18 protein-coding genes are annotated in these 19,461 nt (G+C 47.3%); 15 read left to right on the top strand and 3 right to left on the bottom strand.

The window, feature by feature from the left end:
• Window positions 1-77 precede the first annotated feature (77 nt).
• On the top strand, window positions 78-983 hold the full coding sequence (locus ASG34_RS06865) for a LysR family transcriptional regulator (RefSeq protein WP_055828474.1): 906 nt from the start codon (window positions 78-80) through the stop codon (window positions 981-983).
• A gap of 240 nt (window positions 984-1,223) precedes the next feature.
• Window positions 1,224-1,583, top strand: a complete 360-nt coding sequence (rnk, locus tag ASG34_RS06860) for a nucleoside diphosphate kinase regulator (RefSeq protein ID WP_055828471.1) — start codon at window positions 1,224-1,226, stop codon at window positions 1,581-1,583.
• 142 nt (window positions 1,584-1,725) lie between these two features.
• On the opposite strand, the gene ASG34_RS06855 is transcribed toward rnk, so the two are convergent.
• Window positions 1,726-2,475, bottom strand: coding sequence for an AAA family ATPase (locus tag ASG34_RS06855; protein ID WP_055828468.1), 750 nt, complete (start codon window positions 2,473-2,475; stop codon window positions 1,726-1,728).
• A gap of 264 nt (window positions 2,476-2,739) precedes the next feature.
• Between ASG34_RS06855 and ASG34_RS06850 the strand changes: the two genes are divergently transcribed.
• From ASG34_RS06850 to ASG34_RS06825, 6 genes are all read left to right on the top strand, one after another.
• The gene (locus ASG34_RS06850) at window positions 2,740-3,399 is read left to right on the top strand and encodes a response regulator (protein WP_055829150.1); all 660 of its coding nucleotides are present in this window, start codon (window positions 2,740-2,742) and stop codon (window positions 3,397-3,399) included.
• Entirely contained in the window at window positions 3,396-4,748 is a 1,353-nt protein-coding gene (locus ASG34_RS06845) for an ATP-binding protein (protein ID WP_055828465.1), read from the top strand. Before ASG34_RS06850 ends, ASG34_RS06845 begins: the two co-directional genes overlap by 4 nt.
• Window positions 4,745-6,133: a TolC family protein gene (locus ASG34_RS06840; protein ID WP_055828462.1), complete on the top strand. Its 1,389-nt coding sequence runs from the start codon at window positions 4,745-4,747 to the stop codon at window positions 6,131-6,133. The genes ASG34_RS06845 and ASG34_RS06840 overlap by 4 nt, the downstream gene beginning before the upstream one ends.
• A 17-nt stretch (window positions 6,134-6,150) precedes the next feature.
• On the top strand, window positions 6,151-7,386 hold the full coding sequence (locus tag ASG34_RS06835) for an efflux RND transporter periplasmic adaptor subunit (RefSeq protein ID WP_055828459.1): 1,236 nt from the start codon (window positions 6,151-6,153) through the stop codon (window positions 7,384-7,386).
• Window positions 7,387-7,392: 6 nt separating this feature from the next.
• Window positions 7,393-10,470, top strand: a complete 3,078-nt coding sequence (locus ASG34_RS06830) for an efflux RND transporter permease subunit (RefSeq protein WP_055828457.1) — start codon at window positions 7,393-7,395, stop codon at window positions 10,468-10,470.
• Between the two features lie 102 nt (window positions 10,471-10,572).
• Entirely contained in the window at window positions 10,573-10,848 is a 276-nt protein-coding gene (locus tag ASG34_RS06825; protein WP_055828454.1) for a hypothetical protein, read from the top strand.
• Between the two features lie 48 nt (window positions 10,849-10,896).
• Here the strand turns inward: ASG34_RS06825 and ASG34_RS06820 are convergent, their stop codons facing one another.
• On the bottom strand, window positions 10,897-11,340 hold the full coding sequence (locus tag ASG34_RS06820; protein ID WP_055828451.1) for an OB-fold protein: 444 nt from the start codon (window positions 11,338-11,340) through the stop codon (window positions 10,897-10,899).
• Between the two features lie 290 nt (window positions 11,341-11,630).
• On the opposite strand from ASG34_RS06820, the gene ASG34_RS06815 reads away from it, so the two are divergent.
• Together ASG34_RS06815 and ASG34_RS06810 are read left to right on the top strand one after the other, a co-directional pair.
• A complete protein-coding gene (locus ASG34_RS06815; protein WP_055828448.1) occupies window positions 11,631-11,861 on the top strand; it encodes a DUF2171 domain-containing protein in 231 nt (76 codons plus the stop codon).
• A 197-nt stretch (window positions 11,862-12,058) separates the two neighbouring features.
• Window positions 12,059-12,319: a hypothetical protein gene (locus tag ASG34_RS06810; RefSeq protein WP_055828445.1), complete on the top strand. Its 261-nt coding sequence runs from the start codon at window positions 12,059-12,061 to the stop codon at window positions 12,317-12,319.
• A gap of 50 nt (window positions 12,320-12,369) precedes the next feature.
• On the opposite strand, the gene ASG34_RS06805 is transcribed toward ASG34_RS06810, so the two are convergent.
• A complete protein-coding gene (locus ASG34_RS06805) occupies window positions 12,370-13,065 on the bottom strand; it encodes a GntR family transcriptional regulator (RefSeq protein WP_235559695.1) in 696 nt (231 codons plus the stop codon).
• A gap of 285 nt (window positions 13,066-13,350) precedes the next feature.
• Here ASG34_RS06805 and ASG34_RS06800 point away from each other — a divergent pair, with 285 nt between their 5' ends.
• From ASG34_RS06800 to ASG34_RS06780, 5 genes are all read left to right on the top strand, one after another.
• Window positions 13,351-14,124, top strand: a complete 774-nt coding sequence (locus ASG34_RS06800) for an ABC transporter ATP-binding protein (protein ID WP_235559694.1) — start codon at window positions 13,351-13,353, stop codon at window positions 14,122-14,124.
• 13 nt (window positions 14,125-14,137) lie between these two features.
• Window positions 14,138-15,145: an ABC transporter substrate-binding protein gene (locus ASG34_RS06795; RefSeq protein ID WP_055828440.1), complete on the top strand. Its 1,008-nt coding sequence runs from the start codon at window positions 14,138-14,140 to the stop codon at window positions 15,143-15,145.
• 3 nt (window positions 15,146-15,148) lie between these two features.
• Window positions 15,149-15,901, top strand: coding sequence for an ABC transporter permease (locus ASG34_RS06790; RefSeq protein ID WP_055828437.1), 753 nt, complete (start codon window positions 15,149-15,151; stop codon window positions 15,899-15,901).
• Between the two features lie 9 nt (window positions 15,902-15,910).
• Window positions 15,911-18,280: a hypothetical protein gene (locus ASG34_RS06785; RefSeq protein WP_055828435.1), complete on the top strand. Its 2,370-nt coding sequence runs from the start codon at window positions 15,911-15,913 to the stop codon at window positions 18,278-18,280.
• Window positions 18,281-18,714: 434 nt separating this feature from the next.
• Window positions 18,715-19,368, top strand: a complete 654-nt coding sequence (locus ASG34_RS06780; RefSeq protein WP_055828432.1) for a pyridoxamine 5'-phosphate oxidase family protein — start codon at window positions 18,715-18,717, stop codon at window positions 19,366-19,368.
• Window positions 19,369-19,461 lie beyond the last annotated feature (93 nt).

Raw genomic sequence — 19,461 nt, 5'->3', positions numbered from 1 at the left:
TATGTTAAACATTTCTGTAAAGAAAATAAGTCCATCAAATCGCATAGCACTGTTTCCTAATAGGATACAATCAATGGATGTATGATTTGAATCTGATGATTATTTTTGCCAATGTGGTGAACGAGCAAAGCTTCTCAGCCGCTTCGCGCAAGATGGGAATGACCAAATCTTCAGTCAGCAAAGCTGTAGCCAAGCTGGAGCATGCATTAGGGGCCAGCCTGCTTAACCGGAGTACCCGGCACCTTAGCCTGACCGAAATTGGTGCCAGTTTTTATGACTATTGCACGCGCATCCATCTGGAAGCTGAAGAAGCGCATCAAATGATTGAAAGCCTGAATGCGCAACCTCGAGGCATGCTTAAAGTGGCAGCCTCCGTGGCGTTTGGCACCTTGCATATAGCCCCCGCGATTGCCGAGTTTATGCATCGATATCCGCAACTGGAAATCGACATGACCATTACGGATCGATCAGTGGATTTGATTGAAGAAGGCTATGATGTGGTGATTACCGTGACCAGAGATTTACCGCTCAGTCTGGTAGCGAGAAGATTAGCGCCAATCCGGCGAAATTTGTGTGCAACGCCAAGCTACTTCGAGCGCCACGGAGTACCAATCGCCCCGCAAGAGCTGGTCAATCACAATTGTCTGGATTACATACACTCGGGAGATAAAGGTCAGTGGCGTTTCAATGGGCCGGAAGGTGCCGTGACAGTAAATGTATCCGGCAGGTTGCGTATCAATGATGATGAGGCTTTATCACAAGTGGTATTGGGAGGCTTTGGCATGGCGTTATTACCAACGTTTATCATTGGTAAAGACCTCCAGGCCAAGCGGCTAAGATCGGTATTGTCAGAATATATTCCGATTGAGCAGCATGTCTACGCATTGCATTTGCCCAAACGAAACTTACCGTTGAAAACGCGAGTTTTTATTGACTATTTGTCTGAGCGATTTGGCGCAGAACCTTATTGGGATAAAGAGTGAGTGTCCCGCCGGGACTGGAAGATAACAAAATGCTTAGTTTGTTTTCTTTCCCGGTATTGTTCATTCAATCTGTAGCCTCTCCCTAAATTTCTACCAAACTATTTTCTTTTCTACGAAAGAATTGTAGCTATAAAAGAAACAGTCATGTGCAATTAAACAGGCTAATTTTTTATATCTACCTGGATTATCCTGTGGGCTTGCGTGAACGGTTGATTAGCATTCATTAGAGGACCAGGAAATATGGAATCTGAAAACTTAATATTGTCGGAGCAGGACTATGCACGTTTATCCCTGTTTAAAAATGATGCATTGTTACGAGATGAGTTAGGCAGAGCTGTGGTCGTGTCAGCGGATCAAATGCCTGATAATGTCGTGAGAATGCATTCACGGGTGATTTACCTTGATAAAAGTAATGGCTTGCAAAGGGAAGTTGAGCTGTGTTTTCCGGAAGAGGCAGATTTCAAGTCTGGAAAAATTTCTGTATTTTCACCAGTAGGCACTGCTTTAATTGGTTTAAAAGTGGGTCATGAGATTGAATGGCCATTTCCGAATGGCGAATCCAGGCGTCTCGAGGTGGTAGAGGTGACTCATGCACCTTGAAAAATGCCGGTGGAGTCAGCGCTAGATTCACTGGCCGGAGGATTACTAACGCAAAAACCTAAATTGAGACTCAAGGTGAGCACTTTGGGTCTTTTTTGATGCAAGTAAATATACTGATAGTTAGAGCCAGGTGGCGTAGTGATTAAATGTTCAACAGTACCTTTAACATCCGCTCTGGATGCATGATGAAATCATGTGTAATTTGATAATGCTCTGTGTCCCGGTATTCAGTGCGGGTGAGTCCGGATGGAGAGCAGGCATATATCCAGGCATCGGGATATGCCATCAGAATTGGCGAGTGGGTAGCGATGATAAATTGCGAATCATCATTGATCAGGTCGTGCATGCGCGTGAGTACCGCTAACTGTCGTTGCGGAGATAGCGCGGCTTCTGGCTCATCCAGAATATAAAGCCCTTTACCGCCAAAACGGTTCATCATCAAAGCAAGAAATGACTCACCGTGTGATTGCTCATGCAGCGAATGGCCGCCGTAAGAATTGATAATCGGTGGCCCGTATGCAGGGGCTGCATCCAGGTTTTCTATCTCGGTGGCAACATTGAAAAAGCTCTCGGCACGTAAAAAGAATCCATCCTTTGGTTGCCGTGTTCCCTTGGCGACACGGATAAATTCATTTAACTGCGAGTGTGATGCACGTGTCCCGAAACGAAAATTCTTGGTCCCGCCTTCCGCATTAAATCCTAAAGAAACTGCAATCGCTTCGAGTAAAGTTGATTTCCCCGAGCCATTTTCCCCCACCAGGAATGTGATCTTCGGATGCAGCTCTAATGACTCCAAGGACCGGACAGCCGGAAGAGCAAACGGATAGCTTTCATAGGACTTAATTTGCTCCCGTTTAAGGCTGACACTTCTGGCGTATTGCGTTGAGATCATGGGTTTTACTCGGAGTTAGCGGGCACACGGAGATACTAATAGCATAGGACCATATCACTAAATTTTAATAGACTCAAAAAATGGCAATTCAAATCATTTAAGCAATAACTTTTTAATATACGTGCAGCATAGGCCGCATTTAACATTTTTAAAGAAGAATATTTATCTATAAGGTTCACATAAGATTGCTTGGGTAATCTGGGCGCCATGAACTCTACATTGGCTATGATTAATCAAAGCTATGTATTGCAGCGAAAGCACATTATGAAAATATTACTGATAGAAGACGATCTGATGATCGGACAGAGTTTGAGTCAATTTCTCAAAAACGAAGGCTATGCAGTGAACTGGTGCCAGGATGGCAAGAGTGGCGATCAGGCACTCAAGACAGACACTTATGAGTTAGTGCTGCTGGATTTAGGGTTGCCGGACATGAGTGGCCTGGCGGTATTGAAAAATATGCGCTTGGCGAAGGTGGCGAGTCCGGTGCTTATCCTCACAGCCCGGGATGCGATTGATGACCGAGTCGCTGGCTTGAATGCAGGTGCCGACGATTACCTGGTGAAGCCATTTGCAGTAGCTGAGTTAGAAGCGCGTATCCGTGCATTGCTGCGCCGGACTACCGGGCATAGCGATTCGAAATTATCCAATGGTGAAATTTCACTGAATACCACTAATAAAACGCTGCACTTCCGTGACGAGTCATTTCCACTTTCTGCACGTGAATATGCAGTGATACATGCGTTGCTGGAAACCCCGGGCAAAGTGTGGTCACGAGCCCAACTTGAAGAGCGACTCTACGGCTGGCAGGAAGAAGTGGAAAGTAATGCGGTGGAATTTCATATTCACCAGTTGCGAAAAAAACTGGGTTCAGAATCCATCATTAATATCCGCGGCATGGGATACAGGGTTAAAAAATCATGAAGTCGATTCGTCGTTATTTGTTGCTGTCGCTGATCTTGGCGCTCTCTGTAGGCACATTGCTGGTGGCTTTATTTCTTTATAAAAAGTCTGCCCAGGAAATCAATGAGCTATACGACAGCAATATGAAAGCATTAGCCGCAGTCATCAGTACCCAGCTGGATATTTCCGCGCCTAAGAATTCTTCAATCGTTCCTGACCACAATCATGCGCATCAGCAGGCCATTGTGGAGGAAGAAGAGTTTTTGATACAAGTCTGGAATAAAACCGGCGAAGTCGTTTACACCACACACCCGTTAATCAAATTTCCACGACAAACTAACAGGGAATTTTTTACTATTTACTATGAGCAACAGAAGTGGCGCGTGTTGGCACTCGAGAGTGAACAAGGGCTTATTCAAGTCGCCCAGCCTCAGGAAGCCCGTCATCTGTATATCTGGTCACTGGCCAAAGGTTTGTTGCTACCGTTATTACTACAAATCCCTTTGATAGGGTTGTTCATCTGGTTTGCGGTTGGCAGAAGCCTCAAACCTTTAGACCGCATTTCTAAAGCCATTCAATCACGTTCAGCTTCCAGTCTGGAACCTCTGGATTTAGACGTCACGCCGATAGAAGTCCAGCCGGTGATTAGTGAGTTAAATAATCTGCTAACCCGCCTTGAAAACGCGATCGCTTTGCAACGTCATTTCACAGCGAATGCTGCACATGAATTAAGGACGCCACTGGCCGCCTTGCAATTGCAGATTGATGTGCTTGCCCGCTGTAAAACCGAGCAGGAACGCATTGATGCAGTGAGCACATTGCAAAAAGGGATCGCACGGGCAAGTATGCTGGTCGCGCAGTTACTCACGTTAGCGAGATTAGGGTCAGAAAATGCCAAACAGCAAACGGTTATCGAGCTAAACCAGATCGTAAAACCTGTTCTTGAAGATCACCTTGATCAAGCAGCGGCTAAGAATATCGACGTTGGCTTCTATGGTACCGAACCGCTTTACCTTAATGGCAATGCTGAAGCGTTAGGCATCGTCGTGCGTAACCTGATTGATAACGCCATCAGATACTCGGCGGTCGGTAGCAAGATTGACGTGATGACTTATGCCACTGATGCCAGCGTTGTGATCGAAGTTCAAGACGGTGCCGAGCGCATTCCTGAAGCTGAAAAACAAAAGATTTTTGAGCGTTTTTACCGTGGTGCTCACAGCAATGGTATGAGCGGAAGCGGACTTGGATTGGCAATAGTGAAAGATGTCATCGCGCAACATCAAGGCATTATCAAAGTGTCATCACGGAAAGATTTTCCAGGGAATGTGTTCGCAGTGTCATTCCCAATTTGTGTGGGTTATTCAGCATGAATCTAAATAAAAAAAGGGTTGCCAGCCTGGCAATCATCCTCAGTTTAAGTGCCTGCACAACCGGGATGAACAAATACAGCAGCGCCACCATTTCAAAAGATTTAGAGCAGCGCACTGGCATGCACTTGCCTGCCAGTACACCTATTGCCGGGTTCACCTTACCGGAGGGCGTTGATTTAGACAGTGAGCTGGATATAAACAAACTAGCGCTCCTTGCCTTGTGGAATAACGCCAATTTCAAAACATTGCTGGTGGATATGAAGATCGCGCAAGCTGACCTCGAGCAAGCAGGCTTGTTGCCTAACCCAGAATTAATGTACAGCTTTCAGGTGCCGGATAAACCGTTCAAATACGCACTGGATTTACCGATAGAAGCACTCTGGTTACGACCAATGAAATTGAAAGTATCCGAAGCTGAGGCAAAGCGCGTAAGTAATACTATCCAGCAAGCCGGGCTGGATTTGATCCGGGATGTTCGCCAGGCAGCTATCGATTTGCAAGCGTTACGTTTGCAGCAGAAAATCCAGAACCAATCCAAGACATTGAGAGGTGAAATAACTGCGCTGACCGATAAAAGGTTGGAAGTGGGTGATATTGCTGAACCTGAAGCATTACTGGCGCGTGTGGATGCTGCACGTGCTACCCAGAATGAAAAGCGCGCAGATTATGAGGTGCAATTTGCAGAACAAAAGCTATTACTGCTGCTGGGTCTGCAGGAGCATGCATCATCCCTGAAAATCAAAACAGAAGCTTATCCGGGCTGTGAAACTCAAGGGTTTGATATTGAAAAAGTCATTGCTGCTACGCTGCAAAACCGCCCTGATTTGCTAGCAGCCAATTCAAGTATCGAGTCTAGCCAGGCTAAGGAAAAACTCTCCAGATTCGGCTGGTTGCGCTTGCTGGGTATTGGTGATGCTACCAGTGGCAATAGCGGCAATGTGCTGAGCCCTGCGGTAAAAGTCACGGTGCCAGTCTTTAATCAGAACCAAGGCAACATCAATCGCGCCACTTCCGAAATTGAAAAGGCGGAGAGACAGCGACAGGTTTTGATTCAACAAGCGCAAACAGAATTGCGTCAGCAATTTATACGCTATCAACAGAGTTGCACCGAGCTGAACATTCTTACCCAGCAACTCAAACCACTAGCCGAGCTAGCCATCGAGTCAGCCAGGACTGCTTATGAAAAAGGCGATATCTCTTACCTGACCATGCTGGAAAGCAGCAAGCAGCTGATAGATGCCCGATTGCAGGAAGCCATCTTGAATGGCGCCATTTACAAAGCCTGGGCAGAAATGGACAGAGGAAGCGGTAACCAGCTTTCCAGCAAAAACCAGCCTGTGCAATTCAGTGGCGTAGCCGCTACCAGTCCATCTTTAGGTCAATAACCTGATGCATAAAAATCATGATAAACAAACAGATAATATTTTCCGCTTTAAAGAACCCTAAATTTTCATTCGCCCTGATAGCCGTATTAGGCATCTGCTGGAACCAGTATTCAGATGCCGGTAGTGCTGATGTTTCTTCTGAGAAGTCAGGCAATGCCACCATTTCTACGCCAGTGAAAGAGGCGTCACTGAACAATATTACCCTCTCGGAAACTGCCGAAAAAAGATTGGGGATCAGTACGGCTAGAGTAGAGCGTCGTTCCATTTCCAAAACGCGGATTTACAGTGGCGAAGTGATTATTCCTAGTGACAAGGCATTAATGATACAGGCACCTTTTACCGGTACGGTGACCTCGATAGGTAAGTTCGGTCGTCCTGGCGCTACGGTCAGAAAAGGCCAGGCTATTCTGGAACTTACCCCGATGCTGGCACCCGAGACTAAAACCAATCTCGAGATAAGTTTGACGGATATGAAAGGCCAGATCAGCAATGCGGAAACACAGGTGAATATCACAAGGATTGCATTGAATCGTGCGCAAAAACTGCTGGAGGATAAAGCGGGAAGCCTGCGTAACGTGCAGGAAGCGCAAGCTGCTCACGACCAGGCCAACGATACCTTAAGTGCACTTAAGCAACGCCAGCAATTAATCATACGCTCGCTGGCCAATCAGGGCACCAAAACGATTATTGCAGCACCGGAAAATGGAATTGTGACCGCACTGAATTTCCAGACGGGCCAAGTGGTATCCGCCGGCGCAATTTTGTTTGTTGTGTCTAACCAGTCAAAAGCCTGGATACGCACAGCAGTACCTGTCGGCGATATCGACCAGATGCTTAGCCATGACAGTGCAGTGGTGCAAAACTTCAGCAATCAAAAGTCACCGCAGTTTGTCGCGCTGCCCATTACTGCACCGCCAAGTTCTGTCTTAAACACCCTCACAGTGGATGTTTATCATGAACTGAATAATGCTTCTTCAGCTTTTACCCCAGGGCAGAGAGTGAGTGTGGAACTCAAAATGAAAGGCCAGGCGATGTTCGACATTATTCCGTGGAGTTCGGTCATTTTTGATATCTACGGCAATACCTGGGTATACGAGAAAACGGCTGCCAAGACCTATAACCGCAAACGTGTGATGTTGAATCATGTGATTGGTGCGGATGCCGCGCTGGAACAAGGGCCTCAGCAAGGTAAAGACATTGTCGATCAAGGGGCACAGGAGTTATTTGCGCTCGAAACCGGATACTCGAAGTAGCACATTATGTTTAAAAAGATCATTACATTTGCGGTTGAAGCAAGAGTCATTGTGATTGCTTTGGCGATTCTATTAGTCATCGTTGGTGCTAAAAATGTGTATCAGGCGCCATTGGATGTGTTCCCTGAATTTGCCCCGCCCAAGATAGAAATCCAGACTGAAGTGCAGGGCTTGTCTACAGAAGAAGTTGAGACGCTGATTTCCATGCCGTTAGAAAATGCACTTAATGGCATGCCGCATATGACTGCCATCAGGTCCAAATCGGTTCTAGGTTTATCTTCAGTTGTTCTGTTGCTAGAGCCGGGCAGTAACCTCAAAGATGCACGTCAGTTTGTGCAAGAGCGACTGGCGATGGTGACGCCAACGCTGCCAGCGCTTTCAAGGCCGCCGGTGATGTTGCAATCCTTGTCTTCACTATCCAGGGTGATGAAAATCGGTTTGAGTTCATCCAGCATGTCGCAGATGGAAGTCACACAATTAGCGCTGTGGACCATGCGCCCAAAAATCATGTCCATCCCAGGCGTTGCCAATGTGGCTATCTGGGGACAAAAAGACAAGCAGCTGCAAGTGCTGATAGATCCTGATCGGTTGCGTAGTGCGAAAGTAACTGTAGACCAGGTTTCGCGGGCGGCGGTTGATGCTACTGCACTAGATTCAGGTGGTTTTTTAGACACTCCCAATCAGCGTTTATCTGTGCGTTATCAAGGTAACAAAGTAGACCCGGTCAAACTTTCGGAAGCGATGATTGACTACCGTAGCGCCACGCCTATTAAAATCTCTGATGTTGCACATGTGCAGGTGGGTTCGCCACCCATGATAGGCAATGCCATTATCAATGGTCGTGAAGGCCTATTATTGATCGTTGAAAAACAATTGGGGGCTAATACGCTGGATGTTACCCGTCGCGTGGAAGCAGCGATTGCCGAGATGTCTCCCGCTCTAAAAGGCGTTGAGGTAGATACCCATATTTTCCGTCCGGCGACTTTTATCGAGCGCGCTATTCATAATCTTTCCAACGCGCTGTTGATTGGTTGCGTGCTGGTCACTGCAATATTGTTTGCCTTTATGCGTGACCGCAGAGCAGCCTTGATTAGCCTGACGGCGATACCGTTGTCATTATTTGCAGCAGTACTGGTGTTGACCGGATTCGGTGTTGGCTTGAACACCATGGTGATTGCCGGTTTGGTGATTGCCCTTGGTGAAGTGGTCGATGACGCCATTATTGATGTGGAAAATATTGCCAGGCGCCTGAAGTTAAATGCCCTGTTAGAGCGCCCGTTAAACAGATTGCGGGTAGTCGTTAATGCCTCACTGGAGGTGAGGAGCTCGGTGGTTTTTGCTACATTGATTGTTATCATCATTTTCCTGCCAGTGTTAGCGCTTACTGGCATTGCAGGTTCTTTCTTTAAGCCGTTGGCACTCGCATATGTTTCAGCGATTGCGGCTTCATTACTGGTGGCGATGACAGTGACACCCGCGCTTGCCTACTTCTTGTTACGTGATGAAAAAACGGTGCATGAAGATACGAAGTTGGCTGCCTGGTTACAGGAGAAATATAGCAACTCCCTTAGTCAGATTGTTACGTGTCCTAAAAAAGCCATGATGATGATTGCGGTTAGTTTAGCCGGGACTGCTCTGGGTGCACTGGCACTTAATCATGAGTTTTTGCCAGCGTTTAAAGAAACAGATTTCCTCATGCATTTTGTAGAAAGACCAGGCACTTCGCTCGAGCAAATGAGTTTGATGACTTTGAGAGCGAATAAAGACCTGATAGCGATTCCCGGTGTTAAAAACTTTGGCTCCCATATTGGACGGGCTGAAGTCGCGGATGAGGTGGTTGGGCCTAACTTCACCGAGTTGTGGATCAGCCTGGATGACAAGGTTGATTATGATCAAGCCTTGGGCCAGATCCAGAAAGTCATGAATGGCTACGCCGGCATTTTTACAGATGTGCAAACCTATCTTAAAGAACGAAGCAAAGAAGTGTTAACCGGAACCAGCTCAAGTATTGTTGTGCGCGTATTTGGGCCGGATATCGAAGTGTTGAGAGATCAGGCGCATGCGGTAGAAACTGCCATTGCAGGTATTGATGGCATTGCTGACTTAAAAGTGGAATCGCAGACATTGGTGCCCCAGGTTGAAATCCGGTTGAAAGAGCGTGCGCTGGCTCAATACGGATTAACAGCCGGGCAGGTCAGGCGCATCACGACCACTTTGCTAAAGGGTTTTAAAGCCGGTGAAATCTATGAAAATCAGAGACGTGTTGATGTGCTGGTCTGGAGCACAGCGCAAAGCAGAACCGACCTCGCAGCCATCAGTAACCTTGCTTTAGATACGCCAATAGGGCAACAGGTCAGGCTGAAAGATGTCGCCGATATTCAGATCGTACCGATGGCGAACGAGATTAAAAGAGAATCTGCTTCTCGCAGGATCGATATCACAGCCAATGTGAAAGGCAAGTCACTGAGCGAAGTTGCGCAGCAAGTGGAAAGCAGAGTAAAAGCGATGGCTTTTCCGCAAGGTTATTACCCTGTTTTACTGGGTGAGTATCAGACCCAGAAAGAAGCCAGTTTCAGGTTGTATAGCTTTGGCATGCTGGCCTTGATCGGTATTTTCCTGGTGCTGTACAGCGACTTTAAATCCATGCGTTTGTCATTGATGGCGTTTGCAACCTTACCGTTTGCGCTGGTGGGTAGCGTGATTGCGTTATTTATCAGTGGCGGTACCATGTCGCTGGGCTCAGTTGTCGGCCTGGTCACCGTGATAGGTATCGCTGCCAGAAACGGCATCATGTTGCTAAGTCATTACCGTCATCTGCAGCAGGTTGAAGGTATGCCATTTGGGCTGGAGCTTATCATGCGCGGTGCTCAGGAGCGGCTGTTACCTATCCTGATGACAGCCCTGGCTACCGGCCTGGCACTGCTGCCTTTGATTATCAGCGGCAATCGGCCAGGGCACGAAATTGAGTATCCATTAGCCATTGTGATGTTTGGCGGCCTGGTGACTTCGACGATGCTGAATTTAATGCTGTTACCCTCCCTGTACATGAAGTTCGGAAAAAGTAATTCTTCTCTGACAAGATAATCAGCATGGTACGGATGATTTCAAATGCGTTTCATCAATATCATTTATCGACACTTAACAAAATCAGGTAACTATTCGCGAAAAGCCTGAAATGGAGATGCAATGACTACCGATTTAAACCGTCCTGTCGAGGGTACTGATAACCCGAAAGATAAATACAAAGATATCAACGTCAACAGAAACAATGATGGAAATTCAGGCAGCCCGCCTACGGATCTGGAAAAACAACCCGGCAATATTCCGGGTGTGGACCCCGAAGACCATCCAGCGATTAAGACAAAGATCCAGCCCGCAAAAGTGCAGGGCATTGATGCAAATAACCAGCCTGATATAGTGCCTGGTGAGATGCTGGAAGATGAAAAATTTACCGAGAAATGAGTCAGTGAGCTTTATCTAATTAAAAAGGCCCGTTTTACGGGCCTTGGTTTAATCTAGGAATTTACACTCACCTGCCATCGGGATTTCAGCAAGATCGCCTTGCCCGATACATTCAAGCTTGATGTTTTGCCCGACTTTCAATTCTGCGGCTTTATCTTTCTCACTTTGCTGCAATACAAATTGCGGTTCTTTATCCGTATTCACACCACCTTTTAAACGCACATAAGGCTCTTTAATCAAATTCTTGCTTACCTCAGCGACTGTGCCAGTGACGTTAAAAGTGATGTCTTTGAATTTATTATCGGCAGTGACCACATTATCCGCATATGCTTTTGCGATCTCATTTGCAGTGGTTTCAAAAGGCGCTTTCTCTTCCACAATTTTGTTATCAGAGGTCCTCTCCTGAATTTTTTCTGTGGGTTTATCACACGCGGTTAAATTAAGCACAATCAGCCCAGCCAACATACCAATCAAGTAGTTATTTTTAGTCATAAACACTCCGTCCGTTATTTAAAGTTTTGATTATTGAGACACTGGTTTTAAAACATCATAGATTTGTAAAAAGTACACAATGGCTAGAACCTGAAGTCTTTCCTTAGTTCCATCTCCCCATTTTTTATCATTTATGAGCCGGTGACCTCCCAGCCCGTTTGCAAGCCATATTGGAGATTTTTATAGTCTCTTTCCTACGTTAGTTTCAGACATAACTTATAACGCAAGGCTAGAATTAACCTTACTCTGATACTTAAACCGGAATACCGGTTCATCCTTGGAGATAAGATATGAATACCAGTCAGATTATTCCCGAAATGCCAGTGGTCTGTTCACAGGGTGGCCAATTCGCCACTGTGGATCATATGGAAGGCAGCAATACCATCAAGCTGAAAAAAGACGGGCAGGGTCAGCATCACTATATTCCAACCAGTTGGGTCACCGGCGTTGAAAACGGAAAAGTAGTGGTTGACCGCCCAGGTGATGAAGCCATGAAAGATTGGTCTAGCAAGCCTATGTAGTCATGCATGTAATCAGTCATTAGAAAAAGGAGCCTAGGCTCCTTTTCTGATAGAGAAATGTAGAACGTCATCACTTCTGACACGCGATTCTTACAGCCTTATCAGCTATTTTCTGATGAAAACTTTCTGCATGGCTTAATAAGATAGATGTGCAAAAAATTAATATTTGAGCGTAATTCTGTAAAAAGGAGAAGGTAATGGCTACTGACCCGAATGGCAAGATTGAGGGTGTTGGAGAACAAGTGAATCAACCAGATGATCAAACGGATATTCATCCTGATGAAACAGACGATGTAAACCCCGCGAACATACCGGAGATTGAACCAGGGAAAATTCCTGGTGTTGATCCCGAAGTTGTCCCTGGCGTGGAGCCGGAAATTGCACCTGTGGTTGAACCAGAGATTGAACCTGGAAAGATTCTGGACGATTCATTAATCCCACCTAAAAATCCTGCCTAGGCAAACACGATTAATAATATTAGTAGCAGGTGCGGCGCTCGTTTCTTGATTTAGCTGACTTTGAAGTGGCTGCTCAACACAAATTCATAATGTTCAGGGCGGATATAGAATATTGAATGGTCACAACACGTGTTGTTTGATAGATATGAAAGCCTCTTCATAATCAATAATGGCATGCCAGGACTGATTTCCAGAGCTTTGGCATGTTTTACATCAGCCAATTGTGCGGTAATCGATAACTCTGCTCTCTCCACTTTCAGTCCTGTCACTGTTTCTATCACCTTGTAGCTTGGCTGGCTTTCAATAGTATCCAAACTCACTGCTGCAACTTCTGCAAGCAGATGGCTTTTGCCGATTGCAATAGGTTGATTATCAACCACGTGCAAGCGTTCGATGAACAGGCTTTGAATAGTCTCCGCACTGAATGTGCTTTTCAAATTTTCGGGAATATCAATGACACGATGGGAAAGCAGGCGCATTTCCGGTTTGAGTCCTTGTATCACCAGCGTCTCGTGAAAGCTGCGTAAAGTATCCAGGCCATAGCGTAATTGCTTGTTGAAAACATAAGTGCCTTTGCCTTGCTTCCGCTCGACAATTTTCTCTTCCACCAGCTGATCCAACGCCAGTCTGACGGTTATCCGGCTGACGTTAAAACGTGCCTGCAATTCCGCTTCGGAAGGTAACTTGCCTGACGGCTCATACAAACCGCTGCTGATCTCTTCGCGTAGCAGGGATGAAATCTGCAAATATAAAGCAGTGGGGTTTTCCCGTATTAAAGGTGAAGGTATGGATTTCAATTGCGCTTATCTTGTATAAATCAGGAGATGAGTAACTGACAGATTGTATGCGTTTGCATGGCAGATTAAATATACAAATAAGTTATAAGAATATATTTTTTTATTCTTTGTGCCAACTTGTATTAACTTGTATTATTTTGACAAATTTTACACTGTTAATAAGTCATGGCCATTCAACGTTCCCCAGCGAGTACTAATTCAAATGCCCCGCGCAGGCCAGCTGCATCTTTGTCGATGGATGATATCAACTTTTCTTATGCGAATGGGCATACGGTATTTGATGGGTTTTCGTTGCATGTGGAACCTGGTGAGTTTGTTTCACTTTTGGGTCCTTCAGGTTGCGGCAAGACTACACTTTTAAACCTGCTGTCAGGTTTCCAGAAACCATCATCGGGTACCATCCATATCAATCACCAGCCTGTGCATCCTGAAATGCCTGAACTTGGTTATGTGTTTCAATCGCCGCAACTGTTCCCCTGGCTTAGTGCATTAGAAAATGTGCGCTTTGGTCTAAGCATGCAAAAACAGCTAGGTGTTAAAGAGCAACTGGATAAAGCCAGGCACTATCTGTCGCTGGTGGGACTGGATAAAGTCGCAGACAAACTTCCATATCAGTTGTCTGGAGGGATGCAACAGCGGGTGTCGCTCGCGCGTGCGCTGGCGCTAGAGCCGGCATTGCTATTGATGGATGAACCCTTTGCGGCACTGGACGCAATCACCCGCAACAATCTCAATGAAGAGACGCTACGACTGTGGTCTGAACTCGGCCAAACAGTGCTGTTTATCACACACGATATTGATGAAGCCATTTTTATGTCTGATCGGGTGGTAGTGCTGGGCATTGCGCCGCAAGGCATCCATAGCGAATTGGCTATCGATCTTACCCGTCCGCGAGCGAATATTGATACCCGCAAACTGACGGCGTTTCTGGATTACCGCACTCGCTTAATGAGCACCATATCTGACGTCATTCATACAGATGTCACTGCTTCCAACATTCATTCATGATCAGGAAATAAAAATGATTAAAAAATCTATCACTGCCATTTTTTCTGTCGCCCTCGTTTGCCTGGCGACTAGCGTATTTGCCGAAGAAAAGCCGCTGAGGATTGGCTGGGTGTATGCCATGGCCAATGCACCGGCAGTGATTGCCGATAAAAAGGGATTCTATGCAGCGGAGGGCCTGAATGTAGATCTCAAATCTTTCAACGATGGCCCATTGTTGCAACAGGCTGTCGCAGCAGGTGATCTGGATGTCGCTTATGTCGGTTCGCCGCCGGTGTATCACTGGTTCTCGCGAGGCCTGGAGAGCAAGATTCTGGCGCAAGTCAATTATGGCCAGGCAGCAGTGATCGCCAATCAGAAAAGCCCGGTGACTACCGTCAGTGATTTACGCGGAAAAAAACTGGCCGGGGTAGCCAAAGGCAGTGGTATGGATGTGTTGCTGCGCGGCTATGTGCTGAAAGAAAAAGCCAAACTGGACCCTGACCAGGACCTGTCGATTATCAATATGCCGGCTGGCAATATGAATGCGGCACTTGAGCACAATGAGGTGGATGCCGCATTCTCATGGGAGCCGTTTGTCAGCCAATCGTTGTTGCGTGGTTCCAGCAAGCTGGTGCTGGATGTGAATAAAGAGTTGCCGCAATACCCCTGGTATGTGGTGATTGCATTACCGAAAACGCTCAAGAGCCGTCCGGAAGAAGTGACCAAGTTGCTGCGCGCGCATCTGAAGGCGATTGCATTCCTGCAATCAAACCCTGAGGAGTCGAACCAGATCATTGCGGAGGCTTTCAAGCTGGAAACTACACAAGGTGCCAACGGCAAAACCATCAAGCCGGAAGAGATCGTGCAGGAAGCGCGTAAGCGCATGGGCTGGTCTGCACGACTGGATACCAAAGACCTGCAATTCATCCAGCGCCTGATGGATTATTCACTGTCATTGGGTTTTATCAATAAACCGCTGAAAGTAGAGCAGGTGGTAGATACCTCTTTCTTGCAAAGAGCCGAGCAGTCTTTAATTAAATAACAAATGAGATTTTCTGCAAAATTCCATTGGGGCTGGTTATCGCTCCCTTTCCTGCTCATCGTCTGGAGCGCGATTGCCAGCCAGTATCCTGCTTATATATTGCCCCAGCCGTGGGATGTCGCGCAGGAGGCTGTGCGCTGGCTGAAAGACGGCAGCTTGTTGTTGCATCTGCGAGCCAGCCTGCTTGAGGAAATTGGCGGCTTTGCCCTGGCAACGGTAGTCGCGATATTGCTCGGCTCCCTGGCGGGCTTATCCAACAATTTTCGCGACTTCATCTCGCCATTGAACAGCCTGTTTATGGCTATTCCGCCGGTGGCGTGGGCACCACTGACCATGATCATTTTTGGATTAGGTTATTGGTCGATTGTGATGGTGATCTTTATTGCCGCCGTGTTTCCGATGGCAATTACGATCCAGGAAGGCATACAAAGTATACGTGGTGGTGAAGTGCGTGCTGCGCGTACCCTGGGCGCTGATACCTGGCAAATTATTTTGCATGTATATATCCCCGCTTCATTGCCTTTCGTCACGGCTGCATTACGCATCGGCTTTAGCCAGGCCTGGCGGGCATTAGTGGCCGCTGAAATGATAGGTGCTTCCAAAGGCATAGGCTGGATGGTTTCTATGGGTGGCCAGATTGGCAATAGCAACCAGGTGCTGTTAGGGATCGCGACCATAGGCCTGATTGCCTGGCTGATGGAAAACCTGGCATTCAAACGTTTAGAAAAACACTACCAAACCTGGCGTGTTCAGTAAGAGTAAACTATGAAAAATTTCGATCCAAAAAATGAAGCTGGTCAGTATATTGCGCCTCAAGGGCTATATGAGCGCAATAAGGCCAGGCCCTTTCTTGGCAGCCTCACCGCTAACCGGCGCGAGTTGGTAGCTGGCGAGTGGGCAGAGTTAGTACTGACTTATGAAGTCGGCGGCTCCGGTCTGGCCGATGGTGCCTGGTTAAAGTTGGCCTTTAAATTTTATTCTGACTGGGCATTGTTCCAGACCAGTGATCCAGCAGCTGCAAACTACATCTCTGCTGAATATCAGGCAGGTGAATTGGTGCCTGGGCAAAGTCCTGCTACCGTACAAAGCCTCAAGGTCAGGTTTGACCAGAAGGGGCATGAGCGTCCTTTCCAGAAAACCGTGATTGTCGATGTCGTGGATGGCTATCTGAATCCGGGCGACCGTATCATCATTCGCCTCGGTGACCGCCGTCATGGTGGTCCTGGGACACGGGTACAAAGTTTCGTTGAAAAAGACTTCCAGTTCAGGCTGTTTATCGACCCGCTAGGCAGTTCAAAATTTGCTGAAGTACCTGGCGATGTGTTATTGAATATTGTTCCCGGCGAACCTTCAGCGCTGCAGATCATTACGCCACGGTTGGTGAATCGCGAGGAGTCTTTCGATATGATTGTGCGGGCAGACGATGCCTGGGGCAATACCTGCCGCAATCTTCCTTTAGCTGGTAGTTTGCTGTTGTCTGGCGCTAACGGTGAGCACCATGATTTTCCGTTTACCCTGGCGGAACAAGGCTGGGCCATTGTGCGTTTGGGTGGCATGAGGTTAGGTCATCCAGGCGAATGGAAAATACAGGCCAAGGTTGAAGATGCCCGGGTCGCCACCGCGCAAGCCTATGTGAATGTTTCAACAGAAGCGAATGCGTTGCGGCCGCTTTACGCCGACCTGCATGTGCATTCGGATGATACCGTAGGCACGAATGATACCTTGTACAACCTCAGTTATGGCCGTGACGTAGCCGGTCTGGATATCCTGGGTTATACCGCCAATGATTTTAATATTACCGAGCAACGCTGGGACAAGGCGGTTGCCCTGATTCACAGCCTGAATGAGCCAGGCCGGTTTGTTTGCTACCCTGGCACTGAATGGTGCGGTAATTCCTGCGCTGGTGGCGACCGCAATATTGTCTTTTTGCGTGACAGCAAACCGCTGTTTCCTTTCGACGAGCACGGCAGATTGGTACGCTCGTTCGAATGGAATGAGTTTACGCATGGCACGCTGACGCCAGGCGCGTGGCCGGTCGACGATTTGTATGCCGCCTATGCGCATGACCCGGAAGGGCATTTGATGATGCCGCATGTAGGAGGTCGCCGTTGCAACCTGGATTGGCATCACCCTGAACTGGAAAGACTGATCGAAGTCAGCTCGGCCTGGGGCCAGTTTCACTGGGTCTACGCCGAAGCCTTGCAACGCGGTTACCGCGTAGGTGCTGCTGCCAATAGTGATGAGCATCAGGGTCGTTGCGGCGGTGGCGTACCGGCCACTGCAGTATTTGGTTCCCGTGGCGGCTTAACAGGTGTGTTAGCCACGCAGTTTGATCGTGAAGGGGTAGCCAAGGCACTTCGTGCCCGCCATACCTTTGCCACGACCGGCGAGCGCAGTTTTGCCAGCTTGCGGCAAGGAGAACACCTGATGGGTGACGCATATGTGCCTGAGCTATCCGTTCCGCTGGAATACCAGGTGCTGGGAGACCAGGGTTGGGAAGAAGTCAGTCTATACGCTGGTGACCAGCGCATCTGGACACGCAACCTACATGAGGAGTTGGGATTGGCCAGCAATCGCATCCGCATAAGACTGGGTGGGGCAAGAATCAAGGATCGTTACCGCGGTGCCTACTGGACGGGAGAGGTTCAGGTAACTGGCGCAACGATTACCGATTTCAGTGCGTTTGGCCTTGATCATCCCGAACAGGTTTGCTGGCGTAATGATGCTTCCACTATTGGTTTCCGTACCGATACCAATGGCGACAGTGACAGCATAGAGATTGAGCTTTCCAACCTGGCTGGCTGCAAAATTATGTTGAAATCGCGTATTGATAGCTACATTAAAGTAGGTGATCCATTAGAGCCACAACCTTATGTGCATGCGCCGGAAGTGAAGCTCGAACTGGATGGCGACAGCTTGTTGGCAACACAGCAACTCGAAAAACAATTACCAGGCGCCGAATTGAAAGTGGCTATAGAACGTATTACTGATAAAGAGTTACCACGCGATGTTTCCGGGCAGATTGACTTACCGGCGCTAAAACTTGAATCCGGCAGCGAGCATGCTTTATTCATCACCGCCAGACAGCGTGATCAATCCAGGGTATGGACTTCGGCACTGTTTTTAAGCTTGTAGTGCAGGTCGGGAAAAACTCCTATAGGCATGCAAAATGTTTCCCTGCATTATGGTGCCCAGGGTTTGCTTTACTACTAGGACCGTTAGGATAAGTCGCTTATTTTAACGGAGTGAAACAATCCCTGCCCACATTCGACAGTTTGCATATTGATCCAGTGTTAAAAAAGGCATCTCCTCCGGGGTGCCTTTTTGCTTTTATACCTTATCTGTTTGTTGCTGCTTAGCGCCTTCTAATATCTGTATCCACAACCATCATCAGCAATTTGTCGGTACAAATTGACGCCTCAACGCCGTTTGGTAATGAGGGCATGTTCGAATAGAATGAAGCTGTAGGCTGGATCATAGATAAAATACTTAGCCAATAATAAGGCTGGATTGATTTTAGGGTTGGATAGCATGGCCGGTACTTAATGGCCTTATTTAGGAGGTAATCAATGGCATCGATATATTCACCAGAGCACCGCGCACTGCAGGAAGAGTTTGAAACTACCAAGCTTGCAGAACTATTAGACAACGGCTGGATTCATGAAGCGATTTCTGATGAAGAGAAAGCTTTTATCACTAGCCGTGACATGTTTTTTCTTTCTACCGTTGACAGGGATGGCATGCCCACAGTGTCATACAAGGGCGGCGGTGTGGGGTTTGTAAAAGTGCTGGATGAAAGCACGCTGGTTTTTCCCGGTTTTGATGGTAATGGCATGTTTTACTCGGTTGGCAATATCAGTGGCCAAGGTAAAGTTGGCTTGCTGTTTATCGACTTTGAAACACCACACAGAATCAGGGTGCAAGGCACTGCCAAACTGGTACGTGAGCATGCACTGATGGCGGAATATACCGAAGCGAAGTACCTGATCTTTGTGACTGTGACCAAGATATGGGTAAATTGCCCGCGGTATATCCACAAATATAAAAAAATTGATCAATCCAAATATGTGCCGGAGCCATGTAAAGTGACGCCAATTCCAACCTGGAAAAGACTCGATATGGTGCAGGACGCCATTACACCAGAAGAAAAAGCGATTGCAGAATCAGAAGGGTTGGTGAATCTGGAGGAGTATGTAGATAAGGTAAAACGTGGCGAAGGCTAGTAAACCCCCGTTTGCATAGGTGTTAAATGTGTGCCCTTGGTTAAGTAACCAAGGGCACACCGCATTAGTGGGTAGCAATTATTTATCAGAGGC

The sequence above is a fragment of the Methylophilus sp. Leaf416 genome (assembly GCF_001424665.1).
GTDB lineage: Bacteria > Pseudomonadota > Gammaproteobacteria > Burkholderiales > Methylophilaceae > Methylophilus.
This window is presented reverse-complemented; position numbering and strand designations above follow the sequence as displayed.

What these genes read in the sequence shown, in the direction of transcription:
- ASG34_RS06865 (WP_055828474.1), top strand. Translation starts at nt 78, where the DNA reads ATGTATGATTTGAATCTGATGATTATTTTTGCCAATGTGGTGAACGAG.
- rnk (WP_055828471.1), top strand. Translation starts at nt 1,224, where the DNA reads ATGGAATCTGAAAACTTAATATTGTCGGAGCAGGACTATGCACGTTTA.
- ASG34_RS06855 (WP_055828468.1), bottom strand. Translation starts at nt 2,475, where the DNA reads ATGATCTCAACGCAATACGCCAGAAGTGTCAGCCTTAAACGGGAGCAA.
- ASG34_RS06850 (WP_055829150.1), top strand. Translation starts at nt 2,740, where the DNA reads ATGAAAATATTACTGATAGAAGACGATCTGATGATCGGACAGAGTTTG.
- ASG34_RS06845 (WP_055828465.1), top strand. Translation starts at nt 3,396, where the DNA reads ATGAAGTCGATTCGTCGTTATTTGTTGCTGTCGCTGATCTTGGCGCTC.
- ASG34_RS06840 (WP_055828462.1), top strand. Translation starts at nt 4,745, where the DNA reads ATGAATCTAAATAAAAAAAGGGTTGCCAGCCTGGCAATCATCCTCAGT.
- ASG34_RS06835 (WP_055828459.1), top strand. Translation starts at nt 6,151, where the DNA reads ATGATAAACAAACAGATAATATTTTCCGCTTTAAAGAACCCTAAATTT.
- ASG34_RS06830 (WP_055828457.1), top strand. Translation starts at nt 7,393, where the DNA reads ATGTTTAAAAAGATCATTACATTTGCGGTTGAAGCAAGAGTCATTGTG.
- ASG34_RS06825 (WP_055828454.1), top strand. Translation starts at nt 10,573, where the DNA reads ATGACTACCGATTTAAACCGTCCTGTCGAGGGTACTGATAACCCGAAA.
- ASG34_RS06820 (WP_055828451.1), bottom strand. Translation starts at nt 11,340, where the DNA reads ATGACTAAAAATAACTACTTGATTGGTATGTTGGCTGGGCTGATTGTG.
- ASG34_RS06815 (WP_055828448.1), top strand. Translation starts at nt 11,631, where the DNA reads ATGAATACCAGTCAGATTATTCCCGAAATGCCAGTGGTCTGTTCACAG.
- ASG34_RS06810 (WP_055828445.1), top strand. Translation starts at nt 12,059, where the DNA reads ATGGCTACTGACCCGAATGGCAAGATTGAGGGTGTTGGAGAACAAGTG.
- ASG34_RS06800 (WP_235559694.1), top strand. Translation starts at nt 13,351, where the DNA reads ATGGATGATATCAACTTTTCTTATGCGAATGGGCATACGGTATTTGAT.
- ASG34_RS06795 (WP_055828440.1), top strand. Translation starts at nt 14,138, where the DNA reads ATGATTAAAAAATCTATCACTGCCATTTTTTCTGTCGCCCTCGTTTGC.
- ASG34_RS06790 (WP_055828437.1), top strand. Translation starts at nt 15,149, where the DNA reads ATGAGATTTTCTGCAAAATTCCATTGGGGCTGGTTATCGCTCCCTTTC.
- ASG34_RS06785 (WP_055828435.1), top strand. Translation starts at nt 15,911, where the DNA reads ATGAAAAATTTCGATCCAAAAAATGAAGCTGGTCAGTATATTGCGCCT.
- ASG34_RS06780 (WP_055828432.1), top strand. Translation starts at nt 18,715, where the DNA reads ATGGCATCGATATATTCACCAGAGCACCGCGCACTGCAGGAAGAGTTT.